This window comes from Pseudoalteromonas sp. ND6B, assembly GCF_000764215.1.
GTDB classification, from domain to species: Bacteria; Pseudomonadota; Gammaproteobacteria; order Enterobacterales; family Alteromonadaceae; genus Pseudoalteromonas; species Pseudoalteromonas tetraodonis.
This window is the reverse complement of record NZ_JQFL01000014.1, coordinates 46,418-60,763: the sequence shown is the minus strand read 5'-3', so window position 1 is coordinate 60,763 and position 14,346 is coordinate 46,418. Positions and strand designations below refer to the sequence as shown.

The 14,346-nt window shown below is 39.9% G+C and carries 9 protein-coding genes; 5 read left to right on the top strand and 4 right to left on the bottom strand.

Annotated features, from left to right (window positions below):
* Positions 1 to 209: 209 nt before the first annotated feature.
* The 3 genes from acs (at position 210) to ND6B_RS14930 (ending at position 4,659) form a co-directional block, all read left to right on the top strand.
* Positions 210 to 2,150: an acetate--CoA ligase gene (acs, locus tag ND6B_RS14920; protein ID WP_033102812.1), complete on the top strand. Its 1,941-nt coding sequence runs from the start codon at positions 210 to 212 to the stop codon at positions 2,148 to 2,150.
* 92 nt (positions 2,151 to 2,242) lie between these two features.
* On the top strand, positions 2,243 to 2,893 hold the full coding sequence (locus ND6B_RS14925) for a response regulator transcription factor (protein ID WP_008111545.1): 651 nt from the start codon (positions 2,243 to 2,245) through the stop codon (positions 2,891 to 2,893).
* Positions 2,894 to 3,051: 158 nt separating this feature from the next.
* A complete protein-coding gene (locus ND6B_RS14930) occupies positions 3,052 to 4,659 on the top strand; it encodes an AbgT family transporter (protein ID WP_033102811.1) in 1,608 nt (535 codons plus the stop codon).
* Between the two features lie 73 nt (positions 4,660 to 4,732).
* On the opposite strand, the gene purU is transcribed toward ND6B_RS14930, so the two are convergent.
* Positions 4,733 to 5,563: a formyltetrahydrofolate deformylase gene (gene purU, locus ND6B_RS14935; RefSeq protein ID WP_008467591.1), complete on the bottom strand. Its 831-nt coding sequence runs from the start codon at positions 5,561 to 5,563 to the stop codon at positions 4,733 to 4,735.
* Positions 5,564 to 5,970: 407 nt separating this feature from the next.
* On the opposite strand from purU, the gene ND6B_RS14940 reads away from it, so the two are divergent.
* A complete protein-coding gene (locus ND6B_RS14940) occupies positions 5,971 to 7,638 on the top strand; it encodes a methyl-accepting chemotaxis protein (protein WP_008111551.1) in 1,668 nt (555 codons plus the stop codon).
* 238 nt (positions 7,639 to 7,876) lie between these two features.
* Positions 7,877 to 9,229 carry a magnesium transporter gene (locus ND6B_RS14945; RefSeq protein ID WP_008111553.1) on the top strand — a complete coding sequence of 451 codons (1,353 nt, stop codon included), beginning with the start codon at positions 7,877 to 7,879 and terminating at the stop codon, positions 9,227 to 9,229.
* Positions 9,230 to 9,296: 67 nt separating this feature from the next.
* On the opposite strand, the gene ND6B_RS14950 is transcribed toward ND6B_RS14945, so the two are convergent.
* The 3 genes from ND6B_RS14950 to ND6B_RS14960 form a co-directional block, all read right to left on the bottom strand.
* Positions 9,297 to 10,292, bottom strand: a complete 996-nt coding sequence (locus tag ND6B_RS14950; RefSeq protein ID WP_033102810.1) for a GGDEF domain-containing protein — start codon at positions 10,290 to 10,292, stop codon at positions 9,297 to 9,299.
* A gap of 320 nt (positions 10,293 to 10,612) precedes the next feature.
* Positions 10,613 to 10,996, bottom strand: a complete 384-nt coding sequence (locus ND6B_RS14955) for a DP-EP family protein (protein WP_033102809.1) — start codon at positions 10,994 to 10,996, stop codon at positions 10,613 to 10,615.
* Positions 10,997 to 11,019: 23 nt separating this feature from the next.
* Positions 11,020 to 14,274 (bottom strand): nSTAND1 domain-containing NTPase, encoded by a 3,255-nt coding sequence (locus tag ND6B_RS14960; RefSeq protein WP_033102808.1) that lies wholly within the window; start codon positions 14,272 to 14,274, stop codon positions 11,020 to 11,022.
* Positions 14,275 to 14,346: the final 72 nt, after the last annotated feature.

The following is a 14,346-nucleotide window of genomic DNA, read 5'->3' as shown; positions in this document are numbered from 1 at the left end:
TATTAGACTAAGGTTTAATAATTATTGAGTGTTCATATACTTTTATTTAATAGTATGTTTTTTATGTAAATAGGGTGTAGCCATGAGGATTATAGATAAGATAATCGTTGTTTGAACTCAGATACAACTAATGTCTAATATTTAATAGTGCACTGCTGAGTAATCCTTGATGAAAAGCCTAAGGCAAGTAATATAAATTGGAGACTAATATGTCACAAAGTATCTATCCAGTTCCTGCGCACATTAAAAACGCAGCGCTCGTCGATAATGAAAAATATAATACGATGTATAAACAGTCTATTGAGGACCCTGAAGGGTTTTGGGCTGAGCACGGTAAGCGTCTTGACTGGTTTACTCCATATTCAAAAGTAAAAAACACTTCATTTGATAAAGGCCATATCAATATCAAATGGTATGAAGATGGCTACCTTAATGCCTCATATAACTGTATTGATCGTCACTTAAAAACAAAAGCAGATAAAGTAGCGTTAATTTGGGAAGGCGATGATCCCTCGCAAAGCGAAAATATTACCTACCAACAACTACATGATGAAGTTGCTAAATTTGCCAATGGTTTAAAAAAGTTGGGTGTGAAAAAAGGTGACCGTGTTGCCATTTACATGCCAATGAGCCCACAAGCTATATATGCAATGCAGGCTTGTGCTCGTATAGGCGCAATTCATTCAGTTATTTTTGGTGGTTTTTCACCGTCAGCTATTGCGGATCGTATTAACGACTCGGGCGCTAAAGTGGTGATCACGTCAGATGAAGGCCGACGTGCAGGTAATTGTGTTCCGCTCAAAGCCAATGTAGATGAAGCCGTATTACAAGATTCAGTCACCACTGTTGAACATGTAGTGGTACATAAACTAACGTCAGGCGATGTTGATTGGCACGACCATGATATTTGGTGGCATGACTTAGTTGCAGATCAAGCGCCAGAGTGCGAACCTGAACACATGAATGCTGAAGACCCGCTGTTTATTCTGTATACCTCGGGTTCTACGGGTCAGCCTAAAGGTGTGGTACATACCACTGGTGGTTATTTAGTGTATTCATCAATGACTCATGAATATGTTTTTGACTTAAAAGAAGATGATATTTTTTGGTGTAGTGCCGATGTGGGCTGGATCACAGGTCACAGTTATATTGCTTACGGGCCGCTCGTTAATGGGTGTACGCAAGTCGTATTTGAAGGCGTACCAACTTACCCAACTGCTGGTCGTATGGGTGAAGTGGTTGATAAACATAACGTGACAATTTTATACACAGCACCTACTGCCATTCGTGCATTGATGGCCAAAGGCGAAGAGCCGATTGCCAGCTCACATCGCGACAGCTTGCGCATTTTAGGTTCTGTGGGTGAGCCAATCAATCCAGAAGCATGGACCTGGTACTATGAAAAAATTGGTAAATCTAATTGTCCAATTGTAGATACTTGGTGGCAAACTGAAACCGGTGGCATCATGATTGCGCCATTACCAGGTGCAACCGATATGAAACCTGGCTCTGCAACTCGTCCATTCTTTGGTATTGCACCGGCGTTATTTGATGCTGAAGGCAATACATTAGAAGGTGCGGTTGACGGTAACCTTGTGATTTTAGATAGCTGGCCTTCACAAGCACGAACAGTGTATGGCGACCATGAGCGCTTTGAACAAACCTACTTTAGCGCTTATCCTGGTGTGTACTTTACTGGTGACGGTTGTCGTCGCGATGAAGACGGTGATTATTGGATCACAGGACGCGTTGATGACGTACTTAATGTGTCTGGGCACCGTTTAGGTACTGCTGAAATTGAAAGCGCATTAGTTGCTCATGAAGCTGTAGCTGAAGCGGCAGTGGTAGGTTACCCACATGATATTAAAGGCCAAGGTATTTACGTTTACATAACTCCTAATGAAGGCGTTACTGTGAGTGATGAGCTGACCAAAGAGATCCGTAATTGGGTACGTAAAGAGCTAAGCCCAATAGCATCACCCGATATGATTCAATGGTCGCCAGGTTTACCAAAAACACGTTCTGGCAAAATTATGCGTCGTATTTTACGTAAAATCGCGGCAAATGAGTACCAACAGCTTGGTGATACCTCAACACTTGCTGATCCGTCAGTGGTTGATGAGCTAGTAGAAAATCGATTAAATCGTTAATTTCGCGTTAAAAGCTTGATTAGAAGTTGATTCTAAACGTAGTATATCGGCTGTTGTCTATTGGACAGCAGCCGAATTTTTGGGAGTGAACAATGAGTCAGTTTTTAATAGCGGACGATCATCCGTTATTTCGTGAAGCACTAAAGGGCGCTTTGAGTGCAAAGTTTGCGGGTTTGGAAGTATTTGAATCAGCGGATTTTGATAGCACATTGCAGGTGTTAAGCGAACAAGAAGATCTTGATATATTACTACTAGATTTACACATGCCAGGTAACGGTGACTTATACGGCTTGATCCGTATACGTGAAGATTACCCAAGCTTACCTATTGCGGTGGTTTCGGGTAGTGAAGATGTAAATATTGTTTCGAAAGTTATGGGTTATGGGGCAATGGGGTTTATTCCTAAGTCTTCATCATCTGACGATATTGCCAACGCAATTAACCAAATACTTGAAGGCGATACTTGGCTGCCAACCGAGCTAAAAAGTAAAGTGGCTGAAATCGAAGGCGCAGATAGAGAAATTGCCGCACAAGTGGCATCACTTACTCCACAGCAATACCGCGTTTTACAATATTTGCACGAAGGTTTACTGAATAAACAAATTGCGTACGAACTTCACATTTCAGAAGCCACAGTCAAAGCACACATTACTGCCATATTTAGAAAACTCGGTGTTTATAACCGAACTCAAGCTGTTTTAATTGCTGCAAAACTACAACTAGAACCCATAGAGCAAGCCTAAGCAGACTAAATAAGAGGCGAAAGCCTCTTTTTTGCAATCCCATTACAACAAACCAATTAGTTAATTACCATGACATAACAAGTCATTCATCTTTATTACATGACCTGCTCAGAAAATAATGCTAGGTTACGGGCATTTTGTAATTAAGAGAGCATGGTATGTCAGACTCAATAGACTCACCACACACATCCCAAGATGAAAATCAGGTCGCAAAGGGCGGCTGGTTCAATCGATTTTTAGCCACAGTAGAATTTTTAGGGAACATGCTTCCCCATCCAATTACCTTATTCGCGCTGTTTTGTATTGCCATTATTTTATTTAGTGGTGTTGCCGATTGGTTTGGACTCAGTGCTATCGATCCACGGCCTGAGGGCTCTGCTGGGCGCGATCCAGATGGTGTTATTGAAGTAGTAAGCTTACTCAGTGCAGAAGGCTTACAACGTATTGTAACTGGGCTGGTGACCAACTTTACTAGCTTTGCGCCATTAGGGACTGTATTAGTTGCGCTATTAGGTGTGAGTGTAGCAGAGCATTCAGGGCTATTGTCTGCCGCTATGCGTGGCATGGTAATGGGGGCATCAAAACGCTTAGTGACCTTTATGGTGGTGTTTGCCGCTATATTATCCAATACAGCTTCTGAGCTTGGCTATGTGGTATTGATTCCGCTAGCGGCAATGATATTTCATAGCTTAGGTCGTCATCCGCTTGCCGGTCTTGCTGCGGCATTTGCTGGGGTATCTGGTGGTTACAGTGCTAATTTATTATTGGGTACTATTGATCCGTTACTAGCCGGTATTACCACGCCAGCTGCACAAATGATTGACCCAACTTACCAAGTAGGCGCAGAAGCAAACTGGTATTTCATGATGATATCGGTATTTTTAATTGCCATATTAGGCACGCTAGTTACTGAGAAAATTGTAGAGCCGCGATTAGGCAAATATAACCCAGACGAAGCCAGTGAAGATTTAGCTCAAAACAACATTGCCGGTTTAACTGATAAAGAAAAGTCGGGCTTAAAATGGGCTGGATTCTCATTACTTGTTGTTTCATTACTACTCGCGTGGACGGTTGTACCCGCAGACGGTATTTTACGTAACCCAGAAACAGGCCTAGTTGCTCACTCGCCGTTTTTAAAAGGGATTGTGGTTTTTATTTTTGTCACCTTTGGTATTCCAGGTTTTGTGTATGGCCGCGTTGTTGGCACCATGAAAAATGATAAAGACGTGATTAACGCCATGAGCAAAAGTATGAGCTCTATGGGCATGTACATTGTATTAGTATTTTTTGCTGCGCAGTTTGTGGCATTTTTTAAGTGGACTAACTTAGGTACTATTTTAGCCATTAATGGCGCTGCATTATTACAGGCACTTAGCCTAACGGGGCCGGAAGTATTTGTGTTGTTTATTTTAATGTGTGCTTTAGTGAACTTAACGCTAGGCTCATCGTCAGCGCAGTGGGCAGTAACAGCCCCTATTTTTGTTCCTATGCTGATGCTTATAGGTTATGCCCCCGAGACAATTCAAGCAGCTTATCGTATTGGTGATTCGGTAACTAACTTAATTACCCCGATGATGAGTTACTTTGGCTTGATCCTCGCGGTTGCCACTAAATACAAAAAAGACATGGGAATAGGTACTTTGGTAGCGACTATGTTGCCATATAGTATTATTTTCTTTGTTGGTTGGGTGGTGCTGTTTTACTTATGGGTATTTGTTTTAGGTATGCCAGTAGGCCCTGGGGCACCAACGTATTACACACCCTAACTAAGTAAGGTTTAATATTTACTTATAAAAAATGCCAGCTTATTAGCTGGCATTTTTATTTAAAAAGTAAAAATTATGAAAATACGACGGTTTTATTGCCATTAATAAATAGCTTATGTTCTGATGCTAGTTGCAATGCTTTACAAAACACTGTTTTTTCCACGTCTTTACCCATTTTAGCCATCATTTCAGCCGTATTAGCATGAGTCACACTCGATACGTCTTGTAAAATAATAGGGCCTTCGTCTAGCTCATTATTAACAAAGTGAGCCGTGGCACCGATAATTTTCACACCACGTTCAAACGCCTGATGATATGGTTTTGCACCAATAAAAGCAGGTAAAAATGAGTGATGAATATTAATGATTTTACCCTCAAAACGACCTACAAATTCAGGGCTTAAAATACGCATATATTTAGCTAGGCCAATAATGTCTGGGTTATAGCTGACAATTAAGTCACCGACTTTTTCGTCGTGCTCACTGCGCGTAAGTCCTTCATGAGAAACTACATGAAAAGGAATATCAAACCCTTTCACTAGAGGCTCTAAAGTAGGGTAATTGGCGATAACGGCTAGTATCTCTATGTTTAGGGCTTGTTCAAATTGCTTAAGTAACATGCCGCCCAAACAATGAGCTTCTTTTGTAGCTAATAGTACCACTTTGGTTTTTTCTTCGCCGTGCAGTGCCACTTTTGCGCCAGCAGGTAATACATCGCGCAGTTGTGACAAAAACTCAGTATGTGGTTCGCCTGTAAGCTCTGTGCGCATAAAAAAGCGCTGCGCATCTTTATCTACAAATTCGTTATTACGAATAATATTTAAATTATGCTCATTACACAGTCCGGTAATTTTGGCGATTAAACCTATATCGTCTGCGCATTGGGTGGTTAGTATATAACTCATTTTCCTCATTCTTACCCAGTGGTTAGTTGCTTCATTATTTGTCTTTTAACTCAGAAAGCAAGACCTTTGTGTGATAGCCAATGTTTAATTTTAATTTACGCTAAGATAGCGTTAGTAAGGTTAATTTAGCTTTAAGTAAGTTTAACAAATTGTGTTCTAGTAAGGATTTAAAACAAGGAACTAAATCAGTTGTTTATTACTATATTTATACTATTGTTTTAGCTAAAAAGTTGTTTTTAGTGTGCTTTACTAGCATACGAGTATATTAAATTGCGAATTAACTCTGTTTGTGCTTAATTTGTATACAAGTGTGGCGCTATTGTAAGTAATATAAACAATGGAAACTTAGCTGCTAAGTGGCTGCAAAATAAAAAGCTTGATAGCTTATAATGTTAATTGGAGAAATAATGGGTAATTTAAGCTTAAAAACCAAATTGCTACTGCTGGCTGTTTTACCTTTGATTGTATTACTAATCAGTTTTATGGCAGGTTCTTATTATTTAGAGATGCAAAATCAACAGCAAAACTTTAATGAGTTCAAAACTAAATTAATTGCTGATAAACAAACTCTATTAAGAACAGAAATAGAAATCGGCTCTAAAGTAGTGCAATACCAATTAGCGCAAGGAAATGAACAAGACGCTAAAGATGCGTTGCGAGATTTAACCTTTGGTGAAGATGGTTACTACTTTATTTATGATACCGATGGTATTAGTGTTTTTCATGCATTACTGGGTGATGCGATAGAAGGGCAAAGTAAAATAGGCATGACCGACCCTAACGGTAAAAAAATAGTGGTTGGCTTACTTGAGCAAGCGCGTAAAGGCGGTGGCTCGTTTACTTATCATTTTCAAAAGCCCAATACTAGCGGCTTAGTCGAAAAAATTGGTTATGCAGCCATGATCCCAGGTACTAATTGGATGATAGGCACTGGCACATATATGGATGATATTGAAGCCGAACTGGTAAAATATCAAACAACCATGGAGCGCCATTTAAGCGAAAAAATGACCACTTTGGTTTTAATCTCACTTCTACTGCTTGGTTTAGCAGCAGCCGGTGCGTTGTACGCTTCTAATAATATGCTAAAACCAATTAAACGTATGGTGCAAAGCTTAGACGATATTGCCAAAGGGGAGGGGGATTTAACCCGACGTTTAGAAATAGATACTCATGATGAAATTGGTCAGTTAGGTGAATCTTTCAATGTATTTGTGAGCAAGCTACACAGTATTATTGCCGGAGTGGTTGATGTAACAAGTGACGTTAAAACAGCTTCTTCAGACATTAATACGCAAACATTGCTAATTGAAGATAAATTATTAAAGCATAACCATGAAACCGATTTAGTGGCAACAGCGATTACCGAAATGTCAGCAACCTCGCATGAGGTAGCGCAAAATACCACGCAAGTTGCGGTATCAACGCAGGCAGCGACAAAAGAAGTGGCCAACGCGCAAGATTGTGTAGATGTTTCACTGAGCGAAGTATCAAACTTAATGAGCGAAATTAATCAAGCCGCAGAGCAGGTTAACTCCTTGAGTGAGCAATCTAAAAAAATTAATAGCGTATTAAGTGTAATTGGTGGCATTGCTGAACAAACAAACTTACTGGCATTAAATGCGGCTATTGAAGCGGCACGCGCAGGTGAGCAAGGCCGTGGGTTTGCGGTGGTGGCTGATGAAGTAAGAAGCCTGGCGAGTAGAACCCAAGACAGCACATTAGAAATTAACGAAATGCTAAGCGAGTTACATAATTTAGTAACGGCAGCGGTTGATGCAATGCATGCGAGTCAACAAAGCTGTAACCGCTCAGTTGAGTCTTCACGGGCTATATCTGAAAGCTTAGGTGCGGTAACTACGTCCGTGACCACCATTAATGATATGAGTACACAAATTGCCACTGCCGCTACCGAGCAAAGTAGTGTTACAGAAGAAATTAACCGTAACGTGTATGCTATTCAAGAAATAGTTAATGAGTTAACACAGTCGAGTAAAACCACTTCTTCAGTTAGTAAGCACTTAGCGGGACGCGGTGAGAACTTGGGTGACCTAGTGGGGCAATTTAAAATATAAATAGCGCTGAGTTATTAATTTTTTAGCAAGCCGTAACGTGTTTAGTTACGGCTTTTTTTGGCTTTATTTTTAGCTAAAGCGCGATAGTTTATAGCACGCTACAACCATAAATATTTAACAACACAGCGATTTTTTAATATTTTTATGCGTGTCTAATGTACACTATTAGCTATTCTCATTAATAAGTGCTTACTTATTACAGTAAATTTATAGTGAAAGACTATTTTAGGGTTTTTAAATGATAGAGTATCCGGTTGATCAGTTACCACAACTCATAAACGACTTATTGCAGTGTGATACCACTGAGCGCAAAAATAAATTACTTATTGATGCTCAGCAAACCTTATCAACGGAACACTTATCCTTATTATTTGAAGCTATTCCTAAAGAGCAGCGCCTTGAAATTTGGCATTTACTAGATGAAGACACGCAACACGAAATTTTCGTTAATTTAAGTGAAGATAGCTGTTTATGGTTACTGCAAACCCTAGATGACAGTGACGGTTTTAAATTATTAGACGAAGTTAACGTTGAAGAGCTGCTTGAGTTAGAAGAAGTGATCCCGCAGCGCTTTATTGATTATGCAAAAAAGCAGCTTGATGAAGCACAAACCAAACAATACGAGCTGGCGCAACAATATACGCCTGAGCAACTAGGTCACTGGATTGGCTTTGACTTTTTAAAGGTGTCAGACAAACTCACAGCCGGCGGCGCTAAAAAGTTACTCCACAAAGGGTTACCGCAGTACAGCGAAGTGATTTATTTAGTGAGCCGCAAAGGCAGCTTAATAGGCGAAGTGGCAGTTAATGACCTGATAAAAGCGCATGATAATGAGAGTTTAATGACCTTAGCTAATCATGACTTTACCTCATTGCATGCAGACCATGATTTATATGAAGCCGCTGAAGTGGTTATTCATAGTGAACAAATGGCCATGCCCGTGGTTAATGCCGATAACAAACTAATAGGGCGATTAACCATTGCATCAGCTTATGAATTACGTCAGGAAATCGCTGACGAAGCCACAGCAAAGGCTGGTGGTTTACGAGAAGACGAAGACCTATTTGCTAGTGTTCGCAAAAGTGCTAAAAACCGAGGTATTTGGCTAGGTATCAACTTAGCAACCGCATTTTTAGCCTCGTGGTTTATTGGTTTATTTGGCGCCACCATAGAACAAGTGGTTGCTTTAGCTGTATTGATGCCGATTGTCGCTTCAATGGGGGGTATTGCCGGAAGCCAAACCTTAACGGTTATAGTGCGTGGTCTTGCGCTTGGTCAGGTTACCGACTCCAACCGTAAGGCACTGCTTAAAAAAGAGCTGCGTGTGGGCGCGGTAAATGGCTTGGTATGGGCTTTAGTGATTGGCTTGCTAACTTTCCTATGGTTTAACGATATTATGCTTAGTATAACCATTACTGTGGCAATACTGCTGAATTTAGTGGCTGCATCATTGGCGGGCGTAGTGATCCCGTCTATTTTAGATAAAATGAAAATTGACCCTGCATTATCAGGCTCAGTTATTTTAACCACAGTCACTGATATTGTCGGCTTTGTAACCTTTTTAGGATTAGGTAGTTTGTTACTACTGTGAAGCTGTCTCAGTTCAGCGCTAATTCCTATTTATTAGCGCTTGTTTTGGGCATAATGCTACTAATTCGTTAAATGATAGAGCTTATTCTATTGCGTCCTTCTTTTTTAGCTCGGTATAGTGCTGTATCGGTTGCACATAAAAGCGCTTCATATGTCCTATATTGATTATGATGCTCACAGGCTATACCTTGGCTTATGGTAATTTTAACCTCTGGTGGTAAGCCAATATCTGTGAAGGTCATCTTATTAACGAGTTGCTCGATTTGTTTTGCAACAATGGTTGCACTTTTAATATCGCAACGGGGCAAAACTATTGCAAACTCTTCACCGCCATACCTAGCCGCTAAACATTCTCTTGAGGGTACACACTGTAAAATTAGCTTTGCAATTTTTTGTAAGCATTTATCACCTTTAATATGCCCATAGGTGTCGTTGAATTTTTTAAAGTGATCTACATCAATCAATATGCTGGTTAGAGGTTGTTGGCTTTGAATACTTTCTTGCCAGTATTTTTTTAGTGACTCATCTAAAGCTAAACGATTAGCGAGCCCAGTTAAGTGATCGGTTGAAGCTTGTATTTTTAAACGGTTGTACATCGCTTTATGCGTACTGAGATCATGAAGTATGCAAACGTATAATTTTTGCGCCGATGCAATACTTTTTGGCATACTAGATATTGATAAGTCTGCTTCAATCACATCGCCATTGGCTTTGTTTATAGTAACTTCATTTGGGCCAATGCTAAGAGGGGTGTCCTTAATACCAATCCAATTTAATAAGGTCTGTTTATATTTATCAAGATCGGCACCGTGTAAAAACGACAGTAAATTTTCGCCTATTAGAGATTGCTGAGAGTAACCTAATAGCTGCGCTGTTTTTGGGTTTGCAAACTCAAAACCACCGTGCTCATTAAGTACAAAAATGCCTTCAGCGGTGCCGTTAAATAATTCAATTAAAGCGCCAAATTGAGTATGCGAAAAAGGGGATAATAAAGCGCTATTGAAGGGCAATGCTTTATCGTTTTTAACCGCTGCAGTCTCTTTTTTATTAATTTGTTTAGACACGTTTTAGCCTTAGCATGATACAGACGTTTTTGATGTCTACAAATTTACATAAAAAAGTGCAATTAAACCTTTCGGTAATCTTCTGTTTTTAACTGCTTGATATTTAATGGTAAAAATCATACTTGCACAGGTTTTAAGTAACCTGTGCAAGGTGAAAATTAGTTACTCAGCAATTGAAAGTTGAGGTTTTTATTATAGATTAGTAATAAAGGATGGTTATTAATAATGCTGCTTGGTATGTGTTAGCGTTAAGGTGTTTGGCTTATAAAAATTGCACAGGAGTAAATCAGCCCTGTGCAATTTAGAAAAGTTATTTTAATTTACAGTATATCTTTATTTATAACCTGAGGGTCAGTGCTCTTATACGCTTTGCCATTACACTCAACATTAAATACTAAACAGGCGGTGCCTGGATTTTCATCGGTATCGATAATGGTAATTGTACGGCCGTTATCGCTTACTTTAAAGCTGAAGTCTTGAGCGCAAGGTGTTTCTTTATTAACATCGGTGATAGTGGCGCCAGTAAATAAAAAACCTTTAGCAAGCGTGGCTTGATCTAAACTATAAATGCCCGCAGTTTCGGTTCTTACAACTCCGCCACCTGTCACTTCTTTACCATCTATAAAGTATGTAAAGTTAGCTTCGTCGTCATTGCCTAGTACAATCTTAACTGTAAAGCGGATTTGTTCTTGAGTATTATTCATATTATTTCCTTTTGTATTCATGATTATAATTGAAAGTTGTTGATGCCCAGCTTAACTAGACGTGCTTTTATCTGGGGGATTTCGTTTGCGCGGTTTAAGCAGGTGTAAACCTTTACTAGCCGGTACGTTTTGTGAATGCTTTGATTTGTATCTGCTATTTGAGTAATGGCTTTAAGCGCATTTAAGCAGAATTGATCTCGCTGCACGTTATTTTTAGCTAATTTTGCTTTAAGTAAATTAATATCTGTCAGGGCTAAATTATCGCCGCTTTTCATTTTATTAATTATGTACCGTTTAAATTCGCTGTCCTTCTCAAGGCTGGTTAATAAATCTTGTGCTTTAAGCGGTAACTGTCTACTAATAAAATAGTGAATCAGGCTAATTTGTGCATTGATTGAATTGAAACTATTAAGGCCTTCTGATTTTAAGAAGCTAATAATTTTTTCTATTCCTAAATCAGCCTTCTTTTCGTCAGATAGCATTATTAATTGCACTAAAGAGAGATAATACATTCGTTGAAATTCACTATTTTCTGAATCTTGCTTTAAAGCCTCGCTTATAGTTTCGTTAGCAAAACTAGATTTTGAATAGGCCATTTTTTTGTCAGTTAAATAGTTTAGTAAATAACTTTGTTGCATAAGTATATTTGCTGACATATAAAGAAGGCTTGCGTCATCAGGATAGTAAACAATCATTTTTTTTACTACGTTAACAGCATTTTCTAGCATATCCACTGCTGCATTAAAGTTACCCAATCTCTCTTCTGTTTTTGCCAGCCAACTGATGGTATCGGCTTTATCGCGTAACAAATTTTTATTATTGGGTTTAAGCTCAAGGGCTTCTTTTTTTAAAGCAAGCGACTCTGTAAAGCGTTGTTTCGCGCCAGTGTAGTTAAATTGCTTTAAATACAAAGATCCCAGCGAATTATGCGAATACGATAACTCCATAATCGAGTTAAAACTATTTGGTGCTAATGAATACATTTTCTCACTGTAGGCATGATATTTTTTAAATAATGGTTCAGTGGCAGCGTAATCACTTTTATCATAATGGAGCTGGCCGAGCCAAAAGGCATTCGCACCGGCGAGTGTGAGAAGCTCTAAGTTGTTTGGCTGAATTTTTAATAACGCCTCAAGGCGAATGCGGGCGTTTTCAAAGGCGGTGAAGGCCTCAATGGTTTTCCCGCGAGAATAGGCCACTTCTCCCATGGCTTCCAGAGTTTGCGCGTACTGAAAGCGACTTTTAAATTCTCCTTGTTGACTGCTAAAGTTAAATAGCGAGCTTGGCTCATCAACTTGATTGGTAAAATACTCAAGTGCTTTATTACTAATGCCATCAAGTAAGTCCATACGCTTTACGCTGCGTAATTTATCGGCAAAATCACCTACCATAAATCCTAGTAAGCTTTCGGCCTCTTGGCGCTTTTGCTGTGCAAGTTGCTGCGCTTGAAAGCTAGTAACACTCATAAATAGGGCAACACAGGTAAGTAAACAAAGCAGCGCAATCGTGCCGCGTTTTATGGTTGTTTTTGTTTTACTGTGTTTAAGAGAGCTGGTTATAAGCGCGCGTTCGTCATCGTCTAGTTTGAATATGTTGTCGTTTAATAAGGTAACGGCTTCTTGCAGCGGTTTACCCGGTGCTAAAAAGTAAGCGCTACTTTTATGTTCATTAAGCCACTGTTGCGTGTGGTGGTGCAAACGGCTTTTAATAGCAAGGGCATCTTTATGATCGTTTATCCACTGTTTAGCACGTGGCCATTGGCGTAATAATGCCTCGTGGGCAAGGCTAAAGCAGGCTTCTTGGTTTTGTAAGTGCGATACAAATAAGCGGCTGTCGACCATGGCTTGTACAAGCTCTTTTTGGCTGGTGTTGGTTAATGCTTGTAAGCGGGCCGCACGGCTAGTAATGGTTTTACCATCTGGGTTTAGCGTCACTAACTGCGATAATACGCTTTTTAGTTGTTGTTGTTGTTTTGCGCTCAGCCCAATAAAAACATCTTCTGCCTTTTTACCAATGGCGCCTTCAATACCGCCGAGTTTTTCATACACGCTGTGCAATAACTCATTATTTTCACTGCGCTGTAAATACAGCTCTTGCAGTGTGTATTGCAACATGGGCAGGGCATCAGGGTTGTTGGCGGTATCTGCACACAGTATTTCATCCAGCGGAGTTTTGGTTTGCGGGTCGTGTGAGAACGTTAAATTAGCGGTTAATGCCGGCAAGCGAATAATTTGTTGTAGTTCCTGGCGGTTGGGAGGGGTTAAATCATAATGGGCGCCATTCGCTTTTGCGGCCATAAGGCTGGGTTGCTCTACCACTAAAGGGTAAAAGTCGTTACGACACGCACTAAATACGATCACCGCTTTAGAGGTGGCTAAACGTTCAATAATCGATAAAAAATGACTTCGGGTGTTGGGACTAAATAGTGGCGATGAAAGCAGCACCTCTAAGCGGTCTATAAACAAAAAAAACTGCGGTGTGTTTAGTTTTGTATTTGCCTTACTGATTGCAGTTTGTAACGTGTTTATCGCTTCGTCAATTGTGTGCTCTAATTGCTGCGCCAGTGTTTGCGAGCTTAATCCTTCAAATACGGGGTGTTGGTTTATATCCCAATCAAGCATGGCAGAGGCTAAATCTAAATAGAGCCTAGTTTGATGCACATCTGCAAAGTCGAGCTGAGTGTATGAAACAACGCCAATACTATCATAACCTCGCTCATCAAGTAGCTTCGGTAAAATACCCGCATTGACTAACGACGATTTACCCGTACCACTTGGGCCAAGTATTAAGCAAAAAGCACGGCCAGATTTTACTTGGTTTGATACGTTTTCGAGTAAGGTGGTGATGGCTTGGTTACGACCAAAAAATAAATGAGTATCGGTTGGGTTATACGCGCTTAAGCCTAAAAAAGGAGAACCGCCTTGCCACGTGTTTACAGGGCTTGATGTATCTTCTGCAAATGGAAACTCAAGCTTTGCAATAATACGGTAGCCGCGTTTACGAATGGTTTCTATGTATTGCGGGGAGCTTGCCTTATCACCCAGTGCTTTTCGCAGTTGTGTGATGGTTTTATGCAGTGGGTTATCGCCTACTTCAATGTTTTGCCAGCACTGATTGAGTAACTCGTCACTGGTGACCATATCGCCTTTTTGTAAGCACAGATATAATAATACATCCATTGCTTTAGGTTCTAATTGTGTTACTTTTTCAGCACATTGTATACAATTGCTGGCAGGTGTTACCTGCCAGTCGCCTAAATAAAAAGGTGATTGATGCATAAGGACTCGTTATTATTTTATTTGTAAGCACGCTTAATTAATTTAATATGATTTAAAATCATATTAAGGTTT